The sequence below is a fragment of the Bacillus sp. NMTD17 genome, from assembly GCF_002998735.1.
In the GTDB taxonomy this organism is placed as follows: Bacteria; Bacillota; Bacilli; order Bacillales; family Bacillaceae; genus Bacillus.
The window spans coordinates 1-16,564 of record NZ_PVRH01000004.1; the positions used below are offsets into that span (position 1 = coordinate 1).

13 protein-coding genes, 7 tRNA genes and 1 rRNA gene are annotated in these 16,564 nt (G+C 43.3%); 15 read left to right on the top strand and 6 right to left on the bottom strand.

Annotation, left to right across the window (positions count from 1 at the left end):
* The first annotated feature begins 139 nt into the window (after window positions 1-139).
* From rrf to C6347_RS12430, 5 genes are all read left to right on the top strand, one after another.
* Window positions 140-255 (top strand): 5S ribosomal RNA (rrf, locus tag C6347_RS12410).
* A gap of 42 nt (window positions 256-297) precedes the next feature.
* Window positions 298-372, top strand: a tRNA-Asn gene (locus C6347_RS12415).
* Between the two features lies 1 nt (window position 373).
* Window positions 374-446, top strand: a tRNA-Thr gene (locus C6347_RS12420).
* A 339-nt stretch (window positions 447-785) separates the two neighbouring features.
* Window positions 786-2,225 (top strand): SulP family inorganic anion transporter, encoded by a 1,440-nt coding sequence (locus tag C6347_RS12425; RefSeq protein ID WP_060595388.1) that lies wholly within the window; start codon window positions 786-788, stop codon window positions 2,223-2,225.
* A gap of 46 nt (window positions 2,226-2,271) precedes the next feature.
* The gene (locus C6347_RS12430; RefSeq protein WP_081311457.1) at window positions 2,272-3,252 is read left to right on the top strand and encodes a bile acid:sodium symporter family protein; all 981 of its coding nucleotides are present in this window, start codon (window positions 2,272-2,274) and stop codon (window positions 3,250-3,252) included.
* Window positions 3,253-3,291: 39 nt separating this feature from the next.
* Here C6347_RS12430 and C6347_RS12435 read toward each other — a convergent pair whose 3' ends face one another.
* Genes C6347_RS12435 through murQ form a run of 6 tightly spaced genes read right to left on the bottom strand, consistent with a single transcriptional unit; the run spans window position 3,292 to window position 11,024 of the window.
* Window positions 3,292-4,539 carry an exo-beta-N-acetylmuramidase NamZ family protein gene (locus C6347_RS12435; RefSeq protein ID WP_106039410.1) on the bottom strand — a complete coding sequence of 416 codons (1,248 nt, stop codon included), beginning with the start codon at window positions 4,537-4,539 and terminating at the stop codon, window positions 3,292-3,294.
* 11 nt (window positions 4,540-4,550) lie between these two features.
* A complete protein-coding gene (locus C6347_RS12440; protein WP_106071690.1) occupies window positions 4,551-6,470 on the bottom strand; it encodes a glycoside hydrolase family 3 protein in 1,920 nt (639 codons plus the stop codon).
* Between the two features lie 13 nt (window positions 6,471-6,483).
* Window positions 6,484-7,839 carry a penicillin binding protein PBP4B gene (pbp4b, locus tag C6347_RS12445; protein ID WP_106071691.1) on the bottom strand — a complete coding sequence of 452 codons (1,356 nt, stop codon included), beginning with the start codon at window positions 7,837-7,839 and terminating at the stop codon, window positions 6,484-6,486.
* A gap of 19 nt (window positions 7,840-7,858) precedes the next feature.
* Window positions 7,859-9,232: a PTS transporter subunit EIIC gene (locus tag C6347_RS12450; RefSeq protein ID WP_060595392.1), complete on the bottom strand. Its 1,374-nt coding sequence runs from the start codon at window positions 9,230-9,232 to the stop codon at window positions 7,859-7,861.
* Window positions 9,229-10,098 (bottom strand): MurR/RpiR family transcriptional regulator, encoded by an 870-nt coding sequence (locus C6347_RS12455; protein ID WP_106048549.1) that lies wholly within the window; start codon window positions 10,096-10,098, stop codon window positions 9,229-9,231. Before C6347_RS12455 ends, C6347_RS12450 begins: the two co-directional genes overlap by 4 nt.
* Before the next feature lie 14 nt (window positions 10,099-10,112).
* On the bottom strand, window positions 10,113-11,024 hold the full coding sequence (gene murQ, locus C6347_RS12460; protein ID WP_106039406.1) for an N-acetylmuramic acid 6-phosphate etherase: 912 nt from the start codon (window positions 11,022-11,024) through the stop codon (window positions 10,113-10,115).
* A 220-nt stretch (window positions 11,025-11,244) separates the two neighbouring features.
* Here murQ and C6347_RS12465 point away from each other — a divergent pair.
* The 10 genes from C6347_RS12465 to C6347_RS12510 all read left to right on the top strand — a co-directional run bounded on the left by C6347_RS12465 (window position 11,245) and on the right by C6347_RS12510 (window position 16,543).
* Window positions 11,245-11,319 (top strand) — tRNA-Glu (locus C6347_RS12465).
* A 6-nt stretch (window positions 11,320-11,325) separates the two neighbouring features.
* A tRNA-Val gene (locus tag C6347_RS12470) sits at window positions 11,326-11,401 on the top strand.
* Between the two features lie 3 nt (window positions 11,402-11,404).
* Window positions 11,405-11,477, top strand: a tRNA-Thr gene (locus tag C6347_RS12475).
* A gap of 28 nt (window positions 11,478-11,505) precedes the next feature.
* Window positions 11,506-11,590: transfer RNA gene (locus C6347_RS12480), tRNA-Tyr, on the top strand.
* Window positions 11,591-11,594: 4 nt separating this feature from the next.
* A tRNA-Gln gene (locus C6347_RS12485) sits at window positions 11,595-11,666 on the top strand.
* A 136-nt stretch (window positions 11,667-11,802) separates the two neighbouring features.
* On the top strand, window positions 11,803-12,714 hold the full coding sequence (gene rocF / locus C6347_RS12490) for an arginase (protein ID WP_060595395.1): 912 nt from the start codon (window positions 11,803-11,805) through the stop codon (window positions 12,712-12,714).
* Window positions 12,715-12,897: 183 nt separating this feature from the next.
* Window positions 12,898-13,461: an RNA polymerase sigma factor SigW gene (sigW, locus tag C6347_RS12495; protein ID WP_003217112.1), complete on the top strand. Its 564-nt coding sequence runs from the start codon at window positions 12,898-12,900 to the stop codon at window positions 13,459-13,461.
* A 14-nt stretch (window positions 13,462-13,475) separates the two neighbouring features.
* A complete protein-coding gene (gene rsiW / locus C6347_RS12500; RefSeq protein ID WP_060595396.1) occupies window positions 13,476-14,102 on the top strand; it encodes an anti-sigma-W factor RsiW in 627 nt (208 codons plus the stop codon).
* Between the two features lie 217 nt (window positions 14,103-14,319).
* Window positions 14,320-15,141 carry a diadenylate cyclase CdaA gene (cdaA, locus tag C6347_RS12505; RefSeq protein WP_060595397.1) on the top strand — a complete coding sequence of 274 codons (822 nt, stop codon included), beginning with the start codon at window positions 14,320-14,322 and terminating at the stop codon, window positions 15,139-15,141.
* Window positions 15,134-16,543: a CdaR family protein gene (locus tag C6347_RS12510; RefSeq protein ID WP_106071692.1), complete on the top strand. Its 1,410-nt coding sequence runs from the start codon at window positions 15,134-15,136 to the stop codon at window positions 16,541-16,543. The genes cdaA and C6347_RS12510 overlap by 8 nt, the downstream gene beginning before the upstream one ends.
* The last annotated feature ends 21 nt before the right edge of the window (window positions 16,544-16,564 follow it).

A 16,564-nucleotide genomic window follows, 5' to 3' on the forward strand; every position in this document is an offset into this window, starting at 1 on the left:
ATCAGGTTGATAGGTCTGAGGTGGAAGCGTGGTGACACGTGGAGCTGACAGATACTAATAGATCGAGGACTTAACCTATATTCTAATGTGAAGTTTGAACATTGTTATCTAGTTTTGAGAGAACATTCTCTCCATCAGGTTTGGTGGCGATAGCGAAGAGGTCACACCCGTTCCCATACCGAACACGGAAGTTAAGCTCTTCAGCGCCGATGGTAGTTGGGGGTCTCCCCCTGTGAGAGTAGGACGCCGCCAAGCTTTTTGTTTATATCCTTCCAATGGAAGAAGTTACTTTATCATTCCGCAGTAGCTCAGTGGTAGAGCTATCGGCTGTTAACCGATCGGTCGTAGGTTCGAGTCCTACCTGCGGAGCCATGCTTCCATAGCTCAGTAGGTAGAGCACTTCCATGGTAAGGAAGAGGTCAGCGGTTCGAGCCCGCTTGGAAGCTTTCCTCTAAATTATAATGATTAATGTTTAAGGTTTCTCGATGATGAGAAGGCTTTTTTTGTTTTCATATATATTTGAACTCATTCACGTTGGATCACAAACAAGATTGCTATACGAATGGATTGGTTTGCATTAGATTTTTACATGTGCCGTTTTTTGTTTTGGTCTACAGTACCCTATTTATGCTTACGAAAGTGACATATCCTCTCTAACAAAAGACTCTGTACGTTCCTCTTTTCCCCCGAAAGTGAAGCATTGTTTATTTTTCTTTTCTTCATCTCCAGGTTTGGTTAACCTCATTTTTCCATGTTCGGTATGTATATAAAAAGGAGTAGATGGTTTGAAAGATTTATTTGTAAAGCAAGAATGGTTTGGGCATGTGCGTCAGGATGTGCTTGCGGGTATTTTAGTGGCTCTGGCCTTAATTCCAGAGGCGATTGCGTTTTCGATTATTGCGGGCGTTGATCCGAAGATCGGGTTGTATGCTTCGTTTTGTATTGCAATTGTGATTTCGTTTGTTGGTGGACGGCCAGGTATGATTTCGGCCGCTACAGGGGCTATGGCTCTGGTCATGGTTAATTTGGTTGCCGATCATGGATTGCAATATTTGTTTGCAGCTACGATTTTAACAGGTCTGATTCAAATAGTGTTTGGACTCTGCCGAGTGTCTCGTCTGATGAAATTTATTCCGAGGTCCGTGATGGTTGGTTTTGTGAATGCGTTGGCTATTATGATCTTCATGGCTCAGCTTCCACATTTCGTCGGAGAATCAATGGCCATGTATATCATGACAGGTGGCGCCTTGTTGATTATTTATTTATTGCCGATGGTGATAAAGGTGATACCTTCCCCACTCATTGCGATTATTGTCATGACGATCATTGCTGTATTTGGACATATTGATGTTAGAACGGTTGGAGATATGGGAGAGCTTCCTAGTTCTTTGCCTGCTTTTCTGATTCCTCAAGTACCGTTTAGCTGGGAGACACTTACTATCATTTTTCCTTATTCTTTAGCACTTGCGATGGTTGGTTTACTTGAGTCTCTTTTAACTGCACAGATTGTCGATGATATGACGGAGACGTCTAGTCGTAAGAACAAGGAAGCGAGAGGTCAAGGGATTGCTAATGTGGTTGCAGGATTCTTTGGTGGTATGGCTGGCTGTGCGATGATTGGTCAATCAGTGATTAATACGAAGGCAGGCGGGCGTGGCCGTCTTTCTACCTTTGTAGCGGGCGCATTTCTAATGGTGCTGATTTTTGTACTCGGAGATGTGGTGGTTCAAATTCCGATGGCTGCTCTTGTGGCTGTGATGATTATGGTCTCCGTTGGGACATTTGATTGGAGTTCCTTTCAGCAGCTAAAAAAGAATCCGAAAACAGATTCTATTGTCATGATTGTCACGGTCGTGACTGTGGTGTTGACTCATGATTTATCAAAAGGTGTGTTTGCAGGTGTGCTGCTTAGTGCGATATTCTTTGTAGCAAAAATATCAAAGCTTCATATTACCTCTACAGAAAGCCAAGCGGGTATTTGGGTGTATCGAATTAAAGGGCAAATTTTCTTTGCTTCTGTCACTGATTTCATCCAAGCGTTCCATCAGGAGAAAGATCTCCAAGCCGTTGTGATTGATTTGTCTGAAGCGCGTATATGGGATGAATCAGGCGTGGCAGCGATAGAACGTGTAAAGGAAAAGTATCAAGCAGCTGGTGTACAGGTAGACGTAGTTGGAATGGATACCTCGAGTCGAAAGCTTGTGAAACAGGTGAATGGTTCTTAAAAAGATCTTTCTGTTTGTTACAATAGAAAAGGTAAGAAAGTGAAGGATGGAGGTGGCCGGCATGCTTGTGCGTTTGAACCAAGTGCTCGGCCGGATGATGCCGCTTATTACGCCCATTAGTGTGTTACTCGGTGTATTATTGTCGGCCTATTTAAAGGATTTTACGTTTATGGTGCCCTGGGTATTTGCCATGATGACATTTTCAGGGAGCTTGTCATCTACTTTTTCAGCTTTAAAGCATACGGTGATGCACCCATTGCCTTTGATTTTATCGTTTATGATTTTACATGTGCTGATGCCCCTTTATGCCTGGTCAGCGGGGCATTTGATATTTGCGGGTGATTCCATGACGATCACCGGTTTGACGCTTGCGATGGTGATTCCAACAGGTGTTTCTAGTTTAATATGGGCGGCGATGTATAAAGGGAATGTCGGGTTAACGTTATCTATCATTTTAATTGATACATTGCTTTCGCCATTGATTGTGCCAGTAAGCTTGTCACTCTTCGTCGGTACACAGGTCCATATGGACATGGTTGCGATCATGAAAGGGCTGTTTGGTATGGTGGTACTGCCCTCTATTTTAGGGATGCTCGTTCGCCAGTATGCAAAGCCATCGGTGACGAAAACAATTAGTCAGACCCTGTCTCCTTTTTCAAAATTAGGCTTGTTTGTTGTCGTATCGATTAACAGTTCTGTTGTCGCCCCATATTTGCGTGAACTGGATGTTGCATTTTTTAGCAAAGCAGCGACTGTCTTTTTCATTGCGATGAGTGGATATGCTTTTGCATGGTTGATTGGAAAGGTGATGAAATGTACTCAAGGGGAGATTGTGGCCATTGTGTATACGGGCGGCATGAGAAATATTAGTGCCGGAGCTGTGCTTGCTATTAGCTTTTTCCCGCCTGCTGTTGCTGTCCCTGTTGTGATTGGCATGCTATTTCAGCAAGTGCTTGCTGCCTTGTTTGGTTTCTTACTCAATCGTTTTGAGCTGAAGGCGCCTGCTGTGACTAAATCTTTATCATGAAAAGACCTCCATCTTATGAGATGGAGGTCTTTTTGCGAATTAATAGATGAGATATTTCTTCCGTTTCTTTTCGAACGATTTGAGGTCATGATGATAGCGCTTCATGATGTGTTTGACGGAAGTACCTTGATTGATTTCTTCTTTGATCCAACCATTTCCGATGAGTTTATCAAAGCTGCCTGTTTGAAGGAACTGAAAGTCTTTTGGATATAAATCATGTATGGCTTTGATGATGGATAACCCTGTTTTTACCGCTTCGAATGAAGAGCTGTCTGTGACGTATAGCTGCACACCGTGTGATAGCTTACCTGCATGTTTAGAAAAAGTGGGGGTGAATGATACTGGTCTAAATTGTACACCCTTTAGTTTTAACTGATTTAAATGATCTGCTAGTTCGCTGCTATTGATATATGGAGCGCCAATGAGCTCGAACGGTTTTGTTGTTCCTCTGCCTTCAGAGACATTTGTTCCTTCAATTAATCCTGTGGCGGGATATACAAAGGTACTATCCACTGTCGGCATGTTAGGTGAAGGAAGGACGAACGGCAGCTTCGTGTCATCAAACGTCATGGAACGCTTCCAATTTTTCATTTTGATGACTGTGACATCAGCATTGATATGAAACTCTTTGTTAAAGAATTTTGCTAGTTCACCAGTGGTCATTCCATGTCTTAATGGTATTGGATAGAGCCCTACAAATGAAGCGTGCTCAGGTTCTAAGACAGGGCCTTCTACTTTTAGTCCGCCAATGGGGTTTGGACGGTCTAGGACAACAAAGGGAATGTTGTTTTCTTTAGCGGCCTCCATCGCATAAGCCATCGTGTAAATATAGGTGTAATAACGAGCACCAACATCTTGGATATCAAACAGCAAGACATCTACATTTTTGAGCATGTCAGGCGTGGGTTTTCTTGTTTTTCCATAGAGAGAGTAAACAGGGAGACCTGTTTTTTCATCAGTATAGGATTCGACGCCTTCTCCTGCTTGTGCATCGCCGCGCACACCATGTTCTGGTCCATATAGAGCAGTAAGCTTGATACTTGGATGCTCAAATAGGAGATCGACACTGCTTTTCATATTTGCATCAATACCAGTTGGGTTCGTAATGAGGCCGACCCTTTTCCCTTTTAACCATGCAAGGTTGCCTGAGAGTAGTGTTTCGATCCCTGTTTTGACCGCTGCTTTTTTTCCTTTTGTATCTGTTCGTTCTTGGTTTGCGGGGGAGGCGGCGGTCAATGTGCTCATAATGAGAATGCTTGCGAGTATCAAGCTTGCTGTTTTTTTCAAGAGAATCCCTCCTATTTGATCTGTTTCCCTTTCAAGTTGAGTCCATAGCCGAATGGATACAGGGTTTGATTTGGATGAGTGACAGATGGGATATCCACAGGCAATTTGCCCTTAGGTGATGCAGCGCCAAATATCACTTCTAATCCAGCAGGAATATTTGGCTGATTGAATTGCCCGTTTGAGTAGCCTTTAAAACCGTAAACGGCTAGTAAGGCATCAGCCTCCTCAAAATTTGCCGCATCGTAAGGATTTCTTAGACTCATGATGACCATTTTTTTGTTTTGTGCTGCTGCTTCTTTCATAACAGCACGAGGGAAGGCAGTAGCCCATTTTTTCGGGTCCTGTACATTGTCATCAATCACACCATCATTCACAGCTGGGTCATTTTGGACAACGTAAGAGCCGGTAATCACATAGTCAGCATCTTGTATTAGTTTGGCTGTTTCTTTAGTGAAGGTCTTATCCGCAAACGCATATGATTGGATACGTACAGGCTTGATCTTTTTTTGTTTGATCAGAGAGTCAATTGTGACAGACATGGCTTTTGTCTGATCTTCGTAAGGTGCCATGACCAAGATCTTGTTATTCTTTTTAGGCTTGAATGGTAAGGTCTTTTCGTTGTTTTTAAGCAGGGTGATCCCTTCACGTGCCATTTTTTGTTCTGCTTTCCGGTGCGACTTTTTCCCAACGACTTGAGTGGCTTTTTTGATTTTTTTCTCAAGGGTGATGGGTTTCTTGGAAGAAATGATGCCGCGTTTGATTTTCAATTGAAGAATTTTTTCGACAGATTGGTTGATTTGAGACATCGGAATTTCTTTCTTTACAACCGCCTGTTTTACAGCATTGAACACATTCTCTAGGTTTTTTTCTGTTTTTAGAGAGGTGACTGGTGCTGGCATAAGGGCGATGTCGACACCTGCCTTAATAGCCATCACCACGGCTTCTTCCTGCCCAAAGTTATCTGCAATCGCTTTCATATTTAGGGCGTCTGTTACCACAACACCTTGAAAGCCCATCTCTTCTTTTAATAAGTGTGTGATGACTTTTTTCGATAAGGTTGCTGGAACCATAATGTCCTCGCCATCTTTTTTGCTTTTGTACGTTGTGTGGTCAATGGCAGGGAATTGAACATGAGCGGTCATGACCATATCCGCACCAGCGTTGATGGCTTGTTGAAACGGATACAGCTCCACTTTTTTAAGACGATCTAGGTCATGTTCTACGAGCGGCAAGCCGTAGTGACTATCGACAGCTGTATCACCATGTCCCGGGAAATGCTTGAGTGTCGAAATAGTTTTTTCCTTTTGAAGTCCTTTCATGGTTTGAAGGCCAAGCCTAGTGACAAGAGCAGGATCAGAGCTAAAGGAACGGACACCAATGACGGGGTTGTTTGGGTTATTATTCACATCAAGCACAGGAGAGAAGTTTGTATTGATCCCTAGTGCGTTTAATTCTTTACCGATGATTTTTCCTGTGTCGTATGCATTTTTCTTACTTCTAGAGGCACCAATCGACATATTTCCTGGGAAATGTGTTCCCTTTTGTAATCTTGTGACGATTCCACCTTCTTGATCAATTGAAATGAGTAATGGAATCTTTGGTGATGCTTTTTGAAATTCATGGGTGAGTTTGACGGTTTGTTTCGTATCAACGACATTCTCCGCAAATAAGATGACACCGCCTAGATGATATTTTTCAACAAGATGGGACACTTCTTTATTCATCTTTGTTAAGCCTGTAGGTGCAGATTCATCTTTTGTTTGCCAATTGCGAAAGTCTGGCATGAGCATTTGACCTATCTTTTCATCCAGGGACATGTCTTGCACCATTTGTTTTGCGGTTGGAAGAGGGGCAGAGCTAACCTTTTCCGTTGGAATGGAAGAGGTTAGCAGGGCCAAAACCAGAGTAGCGGGGAAAAGAGCTTTTAACATCGAATTCCTCCTTTTACTTAAAAGATTCGTAGATTGCGGTCATGATGCTTCCATAAGTACCAGTTGGGAAAAGGTCACCTTCAAATTGATTTGGGTTGGTTTCAGGTGAAACGACAGGCGAATGTTTCTTATTTGTCAGCAAGACGATACCTAGATTATGTTTTGGATCAATCAATGTCATGGTTCCGGTCCAGCCAGTATGTCCATAGGCTTCGTTACTTGCATATTTTCCAAACATCCATTCCATGTCAGTATGACCGTTTTTACGCCAGCCTAGCCCGTAAGTTGGGTTTGTATCAGAAGAGGCTGTAAAGAGATCGATAGAAGCTTGATCAAAGATGGTTTTTTTTCCATAGCCTCCTTTGTTCAGCATGAGCTGGAGCAGCACGCCCATATCTGACATGTTAGAGAAAAGTCCGGCATGACCAGAGATACCTGCCATTGAGTAATATGCTTTCTCATCGTGGACTTCGCCTAGCAGGGTGTACCTGCGAATGTTTTCAAAATCAATGACACCATCTCGCGAATTACCTAAACGTTCGGTTGCTGCAAAATGCTTCGGTTTAAATCCTTTTTGCAGTGGATTGAACATTGTATGTTTGAGACCTAGCGGCCGATAGATCGTCGACTCTACATATTGATCAAGAGGCATACCTGTTTTTTTCTCAATGATCATGCCTAACAGCATGTAATCAATGTCACTATAAATGTGCTGGGTGCCTGGTTTGTATTGCAGCGGCACCTTCGGCAGCCATTTCATCGTTGTCTTTCTATCTTGAGAGAAAAAAGAGCCGGCGGCTTCTTTGCTATAAAATAAGACACTGGAAGGGAGCCCGGCAGAATGGGTCAGAAGATCTTTTACACGGAGCTGATCTTTGCCGGTTACCTTTGCATCTGGTTCATCTTTAAAATCTGGCAGGATGGCTTGTATTTTTTCGTTCACATCCAGTTTTTTCTCGTAGACGAGCTTTTGCAGGGCATAGTTCGTCGCATACATTTTGGTGTTGGATGCTAAGTCGAACAGTGTATTCTTTTTCATTTTCTTATATGATTTGAGTTCAGTTGTGCCTTCGTATTTTTGCCTGTAGCCATAGGCTTTTTGATGGACGATTTTTCCGTCTTTGATAATGATGAGTGCGCCTCCTGGAAATCCTGCTTTGATGTCGTTTTGAATCATGTGATCAACCTTCCTAAGCTGCCTGGAAGAAAAACCTGCTTGTTCCGGTCGTTTTGCCTTTTTTAAGACGGGATATTCTTCAGGTGCTGTTTTAGACAAAGACGATACAGGATGGGAGCTAGTTGCAAATGTTTGTACGGGTAATCCAAGGAGCATGAGCAGACTTGTTATTAAGAGAAAGTATTTCTTCAAGAGTTAGACCTCCTATTGCTTATTTTTCCTCAAATTCAACAGCCATATCATCATGAAAACCAAATAAGTATGTGAAAATAAATCCAGCGACATATGCAATAAAGAGTCCGATTAAGTAAAGAAGCATTTGATGTGTGTGAACAATAAAGGTTAATGGGAGACCTGATACACCAATCGCCTTCGTTGCAATTTGGAAGTAGGCTTGAAATGCGCCGCCGATTCCAGCGCCAAGACAAGCAGTGAGAAATGGTCGTCCCAGCGGGAGTGTAACACCGAAAATGAGTGGTTCACCAATGCCGAGCATCCCTGAAGGAAGTCCACCTGCGATGGCTCTTTTGAGTTTTTTCTTTTTTGTTTTCATATAAATGGCGAATGCCGCACCTACCTGTCCTGCACCGCCCATAGCGAGAATTGGCAAAAGCGGGTCATCTCCAATGGAATTAATGAGTTCCATATGAATTGGTGTCAGTCCTTGGTGAAGTCCTGTCACAACAAGTGGAAGGAAGGTCGCACCAAGAACAAATCCAGCGAAGATTCCGCCCATATTTAATAGATAAGTTAATCCTGAGGTGATGGCATCCGATATAAATCCGCCGACTGGCATGAAGACAACGTACGTAAAAATGCCTGTAATGAGTAGTGTGATGGTTGGTGTGACGATGATATCAAGTGATTGCGGGACGAAGCGTCTAATTCGGGTTTCCACAAGTGCCATAAAGATGGCGGCTAGAAGAACACCGATGAGCCCGCCTCTGCCTGGTAGAATATTTGTGCCAAATAACATAATGTCTGCGGAGGCTGGGTTAATAATGAGGATACCAGCTAATGCGCCTAATGCAGGAGAGCCTCCAAACTCCTTTGCGGCATTTGATCCGACTAAAATACCGAGATATGCGAACAAGCCTGAACCAATAACGGTTAAAATGATCGCTGCTTGAGACTTTTCATCGAGCCAGCCTGCTTGCACGATTGCTTTCGTAATCCCTGTAATAAGACCTGATGCAACGAGTGCCGGAATGATAGGAATAAAGATGCTGGCAATCCGTCGTAAGAACAGCTTGAACGGTGTGCGGTTCTTTTGTGAAATGGCTTGCTTGTTTTTTTGTGCTTCATTGTTTAAATCATAAGAGCCAGAGGCATTTAGCAGCTGTTCAAACGCACTTGATACTTGGTTGACAACACCTGTACCTAAAATGATTTGAAGCGTTTCTGCCTCAACGACACCAATGACGCCATCGAGTTCTTTAATTGCTGTGATGTGAACTTGTTCATTGTCAATCGGTGTAATTCGGAGACGCGTCATACAATGTGTATGGGAAGAGATGTTTTCAGAACCACCACAGAGAGAAAGAATGTCTTTCGCCAACTGCTGATATTTCTTTTGATGACTCATGTTGAATCCCCCTTTGATTTTCGTTTCATGGAGCGGATGGCATGTCTTGTCTTGTCAATATATTGCGCTGTCTCTTCATATTGACGGGAAGCTAAGCTGAGGAACAAGACATCAATTAAGTAGAGCTGTGCCATTCTAGAGGAAGTGGCTGCACTGCGAAAAGGTGCTTCATTGGAACCGGACGTCGATAGGTGAACATCACTTAAGGCAGAAACGCTTGTTTGACCAGGATGCGTTAAGGCAATGATTTTCACTTGATTGTCTTTTGCGAGCTGAAGGGCTTGAATGATGTCTAACGTTTCTCCTGAAAAGGATATACCGAACACGATGTCATTCTTTCCTGCATTTGCGATGACCGTTGATGCGATGTGCATGTCAGTGAAGGCAGTCGCTGCATAATTGATTCTGAGAAATTTCTGCTGGGCATCCGCTGCGACGATGCCAGATGCACCGACGCCGATAAAATGGATTTGGTTTGCATGCAGCAGTAATTGAACAGCTTTTTCTAATGCTTCTGCATTTAAAATAGAAGCGGTGTCCTTAATCGATTGAATCGAGTTTCCTGCTGTTTTTTGAATAATGGATTGAAGCGGTTCATCTTGTTCGATATCACGATAGCCTTGTTTATCGTCGTGCATCAAGTCTCCAGCGATTCGCATTTTTAAATCGTGATAGCCATCTAGCCCGAGAGATTTACAAAGGCGGATGACAGCAGAGCTGCTTGCTCCGGCTGCCTGACTGATCTCGTGTACTGTGCTTTTAATGACTTTGTCAGGATGGGCAAGGATATAGTCTGCAATGATTTTTTCAGATTGGGGGAGCTTTGCTTTCATTGTGTGTAGTAGGGTGAGTCCACCTGCTGACATGAGCTCTGCCTCCTTTAGGATTGATGATGAGAGATGGCTTTGTCGATATGGCCATTCGCTTTGTTGAGTAAATCCTTGGCTGTTTTTTTGTCTGTGTTTGTTTGGAGCATGACGATGGCGGTTTTGACTTCTAAGTCTGCTGCTTCAAGAGTCTTCACGGCTTGTTCATAGGAAGCGTTTGTCACATGTTGAATGATGGTGATGGCGCGTTCTTTTAATTTATGATTGCTGACTTTTACATCAACCATCAGGTTTTCATATACTTTACCTTGTCTGATCATGACAGAGGTGGAAAGCATATTTAAAATCATTTTATGAGCGGATGCGGCTTTCATTCGTGTTGACCCAGTGATGGCTTCTGGTCCTACAATGACTTCAATGGCGCAGTCTGCCAGCTCGCTAATTTCTGCTTGTTCATTGCAGCTGAGGGCTACTGTTTTTGCGCCGATGGATTTAGCGTAGTTTAAAGCGCCGATGATGTAGGGTGTCCTGCCGCTGGCGGCGATACCGACGACCGTATCTTTTGATGTCAGGTGAATGTGTACTAAATCCTGTTTGCCGGCTTCTTCACTGTCTTCCACATCTTCGGCAGCATGTGAAAAAGCAGAGTCGCCGCCTGCCATGATACCGACAATCACATCAGGTGAGACGCTATAGGTAGGGGGACATTCAACAGCATCCATCACGCCAAGTCTGCCGCTTGTCCCGGCTCCTAAATAAACGAGTCTACCCCCATTTGAAATGGATTCATAGGCGAAGTCACTTGCTGTTTTGACATGTGGTAGGACACGGTTCACTGCTTGAGCGACCTTCATATCTTCTTCATTGATCAGCTGGAGTATTTCGAGCGGATCTGCTTGTGATATTCCCATTGTGTTAGGGTTTCTTGATTCTGTTGTCAAAGAACGCAATTGAGATGGCTGCATGCGACATTCCTCCTTATTTCTTCATTTTCAGTATATTCAGTGTGATATGAAATTTCAACATTATATTTAAATATTGAAATTATATTTCACTCGAAACGTTGTGCTAACTGGAGGTAAATAATTAGAAAATAAAAAAAATAAAAATCCCCTTTACAAAAGGGGGACAACCTGTATATAATAACTTTTGTCAGCTTCACGGAAACAGCAAACTTGACAAACTGGCCCGTTGGTCAAGCGGTTAAGACACCGCCCTTTCACGGCGGTAACACGGGTTCGAATCCCGTACGGGTCACCATGATGTGGAGGATTAGCTCAGCTGGGAGAGCATCTGCCTTACAAGCAGAGGGTCGGCGGTTCGAGCCCGTCATCCTCCACCATATGCCGGTGTAGCTCAACTGGTAGAGCAACTGACTTGTAATCAGTAGGTTGGGGGTTCAAGTCCTCTTGCCGGCACTGTTTTTTCTTTATCAATTCCATATGTGGAGGGGTAGCGAAGTGGCTAAACGCGGCGGACTGTAAATCCGCTCCCTCCGGGTTCGGCGGTTCGAATCCGCCCCCCTCCACCATTTTTGGGCTATAGCCAAGCGGTAAGGCAACGGACTTTGACTCCGTCATGCGTTGGTTCGAATCCAGCTAGCCCAGTTAAGACACCTTTTTCAAAAAGGTGTCTTTTTTTATGTTGGCAGACGGAATGTATAACTATTCAAAATATTGTTGAGTTGAGTCAGAAGGCATCGAGAAAGTAAAATATAAGCATGAACGGAAAGGGGATGTACATATGGGAGATCAAAAGAAGGTCACGATTGTCGGAGTTCCGATGGATTTGGGTCAAATGAGAAGGGGCGTCGATATGGGACCGAGTGCGATTCGGTGTGCAGGCGTAAAAGAAAAATTGGAATCGCTTTCATTTGATGTGGAGGATCTCGGCGATATTTTGGTTGAACAAAGAGATGATGAGAAAGGTTTATATACAAGTGAAAAGCTAAAAAATTTAACGGAGAATGCTAGTGCGAATCAGCTGCTAGCTGAGAAGGTTGACAGTATTGTGCAATCAGGCTCATTCCCGCTCATTTTAGGCGGTGATCACAGCATTGCGATAGGAACACTTGCGGGGGTAGCCAAGCATTATGAAAACTTAGGTGCCATTTGGTATGATGCACACGGTGATTTAAATACAGAGGAAACCTCTCCTTCTGGAAATATACATGGTATGCCGCTTGCAGTCAGTCTCGGCCTTGGGCATGCTGATTTAACGAACATTGGTGGTTATTCCCCTAAATTGAAGCCTGAGAATGTTGTTATAATTGGTGCTCGATCCTTAGATGAGGGAGAGCGGGCATTGATTAGAGAGAAAGGCATTAAAGTGTATACGATGCATGAAATAGATCGTTTAGGGATGACAAGGGTGATGGAGGAAGCCATTTCATATTTAAAGGAAAGAACAGATGGTGTCCACCTGTCGCTTGATTTAGACGGACTAGATCCAGCGGAGTGCCCTGGTGTAGGAACTCCTGTGGCGGGTGGCATTAGTTACCGGGAGAGTCATCTTGCCATGGAGCTTTTAGAGGAAGCGGGTATTTTGACTTCAGCTGAATTTGTTGAGGTGAATCCGGTATTAGATGAAAAAAATAAAACAGCCGAGGCAGCTGTTGCGTTGATTGGTTCGTTAATGGGCGAAAAGCTATTGTAGAGCGGGACTTGTTCCCGTTCTTTTTTGTTTTGGAGAAATTTAAGGATATATTAAGGTTTTTACCGGTGGATATGCGTAACACGCTGTCAAAAATTTGTTACACTATTTTTTAGAGGAGAATGAAACCTTTTGGAAAGAGATTCGTATACATAAAGACCGGTGAAGGCAGAGGTTGAATATACTATGGACACAATGATTAAAAAGAGAATTAAGCAATTGAAAAAAGGCGACCAGAACGCATTTGCAGACATCGTAGACCTGTATAAAGACAAAATTTATCAGCTGTGCTATCGTATGCTTGGGAATGCACACGAAGCAGAGGATATTGCACAGGAGGCGTTTATTCGTGCCTATGTGAATATTGAAAGCTTTGATGTGAATCGTAAGTTTTCTACGTGGCTGTACCGCATTGCAACCAACCTGACCATCGATCGTATTCGCAAAAAAAAGCCGGATTATTATTTAGATGCAGAGGTGGCAGGAACAGAAGGATTGAATATGTATTCTCAAATTGCTGCTGATGGCATTTTGCCAGAGGAAGAGGTGGTGTCTCTTGAATTATCGAGTACCATTCAGCAAAAAATTCTAAGATTACCCGATAAATATCGTTCGGTCATCGTTTTAAAGTATATTGATGAACTCTCGTTAAAAGAAATTAGCGAGATTCTGAATATACCCGTTGGTACGGTGAAAACGAGAATACACAGGGGTAGAGAGGCTCTCCGGAAACAGTTGAGAGACCTTTGAGTGAGGTGATTTTGATGAGCTGTCAGGAAAAAATCGTCCTGCTTATGCATCAGTATTTAGACGGGGACATTGAGCCCCAAGACGAAAAAGAATTAAAAAGCCATCTGCAATCGTGTGAGGAGTGCCGTACTCATTTTCAACAAATTGAGAAATCCATCGCGCTTGTGCAGAGTACATCTCATATAGAAGCACCATCTGATTTCACTGCAAAGGTGATGGCAGGTCTTCCAAAGGAAAAAAAGCGTGTGTCGGTTCAAAGATGGATCAAAGCTCATCCGCTGATGGTGGCCGCTGCCCTCTTTCTCATTTTGATGGGAGGCAGTCTGTTTACAAGCTGGAATACCGATCATAATTTCAGTGTGTCAAAACAGTCGAATCTCGTCGTTGTAAATGATACAGTGACCGTACCTAAAGGGGAAACCGTAAAAGGTGATGTCACTGTCAAAAATGGCAAGCTGATTGTAGAAGGCAAGGTTGATGGAAATGTCACCGTCGTCAATGGGGAACAGCTGACTGCTTCTGCCGGACAAGTCACTGGTCAAATTAATGAAATTAATGAAGTGTTTGATTGGATTTGGTACAAAATGAAATCCACAGCACAAAATGTGATGCGGGTCATTGGACCAGAGGAGCAAAAGTAATCATACGGGTCGAGAGCAGTCTCTTTATGGGGCTGCTCTTTTTCTATATTATAGGTCAGAATGTATGCGAACTAGCACGCCAGACATATATGGCAACTGTTTTCCTTGCTGAAACAAAATGTGGTATAATAGCCACGCTATGTATTTACACATAGTCTCTTTTTTTATTAAAAATGCATCAAACGAAGAATAACTGAAAATTCTGGAGGACGAGGAAATGGCTTTAGGGGATATTCCTTTTTTGCAGTACCTCGGTAATGCTGTTGATGTTCTCGTTGTTTGGTATGTGATATATAAATTAATGATGGTCATCCGCGGAACAAAAGCGGTTCAGCTTTTAAAGGGAATTGTGGTCATTGTTCTTGTCAGGATGGGAAGTGCGTATCTCGGTCTTAACACACTTCAATGGCTGATGGATCAAGCGATTACGTGGGGATTCCTTGCGATCATTATTATTTTTCAGCCAGAGCTAAGGAGAGCGCTTGAGCAGCTTGGGCGCGGCCGTTTCTTCTCAAGAAGCGGGACACCTATAGAGGAACAGCAGCAGAAAACGATCGAGGCAATTACAAAAGCAATTAAATATATGGCAAAACGCAGAATCGGCGCGCTGCTGACAATTGAGCGTGATACTGGGATGAATGATTACATAGAGACTGGAATTCCTTTGAATGCAAAGGTGAGTTCAGAGCTGCTCATTAATATTTTCATTCCAAATACACCGCTTCATGACGGTGCTGTCATTATGAAGCGTGATGAGATTGCAGCTGCGGCTTGTTATTTACCGCTGTCAGAAAGTCCTTTTATCTCTAAGGAACTGGGGACGCGTCACCGGGCGGCAGTCGGAATTAGTGAAGTGACAGACAGCTTAACCGTCATCGTTTCTGAAGAGACAGGCGGCATTTCTGTCGCAAGAAATGGTGATCTCCACCGAGAATTGACAGAAGAAGCGCTTGAAGAAATGCTGATTGCTGAATTTAGTAAGAACAGCAAAGATGCTTCCTCGACCAAATGGTATTGGAGGGGCAAGAAAAATGGATAAGATTTTGAATAATCGCTGGGCCGTAAAGCTTCTTGCATTGGTCTTCGCTTTATTGCTGTATGGTGCAGTCAATTCAGCGCAAGCGCCCACGCCGAAAAAAATCGGTGAATCCTTTTTCCCAACATCGACGACAGATGAAGCAACCTTAACCGACATTCCTGTTAAAGCGTATTATGATGACGAGAAGTACGTCGTTACTGGTGTGCCGCAAACAGTCAATGTGACGATTAAAGGGTCAACGAGTGCTGTGAAAACAGCAAGACAAACAAAGAACTTCGAAATATATGCAGATATGCAGAATTTATCCACAGGTACCCATAAAGTGGAGCTGAAGGCAAGAGATGTATCAAAAGGGCTCACACTATCGATCAACCCATCTGTGACGACGGTGACGATACAAGAAAAAACAACAGCAGAATTTCCTGTTGAAACTGAATTTTATAATCAAAATAAAATCAAAGATGGCTATTCACCTGAACAGCCTATTGTGAATCCGAAAAAAGTCACAGTCACTGGTTCAAAGGACGTAATCGACAAAATTTCTGTCATTAAAGCATTTGTGAACCTAGAGGATGTCGATCAGCAAATTGAAAAGGAAGCGAAGCTCACTGTGTATGATAGCAGCGGGAATGAGCTGCCAGTCGAATTGAGTCCGTCTGTGGTGAATATTACAGTTCCCATCTCAAGTCCAAGCAAAAAGGTTCCGTTTAAAATAGAGCGGACTGGCAGTTTGCCGGATGGGATCAGTATCTCAAGTATTGAGACAAGCCCGAGTGAGGTCACAGTGTACGGCTCTCAAAAAGTGCTGGATTCGCTTGATTTTATTGATGGCGTCAAGCTGGACCTAAGCAAGATCAAAGATGATACGGAGATTGATGCCGACATTCCCCTGCCAGATGGTGTGAAAAAGGTATCGCCCGAAACCGTCAAGATCAAAGTGAAGGTTGCAACAGCGCAAGAAAAAAAGATCGATAATGTACCAATTTCTGTCGTAGGTCTGAGCAAGGATCTCACCTCTGATTTTGTGAGCCCATCTTCTGGACGACTCACGTTAACAGCAAAGGGATCAAAGAGTGCGATTGATAAACTAAAGGCTTCAGACGTTGAAGCCTATATCAATGTTGGGGACTTGAACGAAGGAACACATGAGGTCACAATTCAAGTGAACGGTCCTCAAAATGTGACGTGGACATTATCGAGATCAAAGGTCAAAGTGAAACTGACTTCTACTGAGACAGAAGATCAGCCAGCGTCTACGAATGATCGCAAGGATCCATCTTCTGATGACGATGATCAGGATGAGAAGAGTAAAGAAGAATCCACGCAAGATAAAGCAAAGAAAGAATCAAGTCAAAGACAGCAGATCAAAGAAGATAAAAAAGAGGACGAAGCGTCCTCTTGAATGGTAAAAAAGGAGCGATTG

Excerpts from the sequence above, each read along its gene's own strand:
- C6347_RS12440 (WP_106071690.1), bottom strand. The coding sequence starts at position 6,470 with ATGTTAAAAGCTCTTTTCCCCGCTACTCTGGTTTTGGCCCTGCTAACC.
- rsiW (WP_060595396.1), top strand. The coding sequence starts at position 13,476 with ATGAGCTGTCAGGAAAAAATCGTCCTGCTTATGCATCAGTATTTAGAC.
- C6347_RS12510 (WP_106071692.1), top strand. The coding sequence starts at position 15,134 with ATGGATAAGATTTTGAATAATCGCTGGGCCGTAAAGCTTCTTGCATTG.
- cdaA (WP_060595397.1), top strand. The coding sequence starts at position 14,320 with ATGGCTTTAGGGGATATTCCTTTTTTGCAGTACCTCGGTAATGCTGTT.
- rocF (WP_060595395.1), top strand. The coding sequence starts at position 11,803 with ATGGGAGATCAAAAGAAGGTCACGATTGTCGGAGTTCCGATGGATTTG.
- C6347_RS12455 (WP_106048549.1), bottom strand. The coding sequence starts at position 10,098 with ATGTCAGCAGGTGGACTCACCCTACTACACACAATGAAAGCAAAGCTC.
- C6347_RS12450 (WP_060595392.1), bottom strand. The coding sequence starts at position 9,232 with ATGAGTCATCAAAAGAAATATCAGCAGTTGGCGAAAGACATTCTTTCT.
- sigW (WP_003217112.1), top strand. The coding sequence starts at position 12,898 with ATGGACACAATGATTAAAAAGAGAATTAAGCAATTGAAAAAAGGCGAC.
- C6347_RS12430 (WP_081311457.1), top strand. The coding sequence starts at position 2,272 with ATGGAGGTGGCCGGCATGCTTGTGCGTTTGAACCAAGTGCTCGGCCGG.
- murQ (WP_106039406.1), bottom strand. The coding sequence starts at position 11,024 with ATGCAGCCATCTCAATTGCGTTCTTTGACAACAGAATCAAGAAACCCT.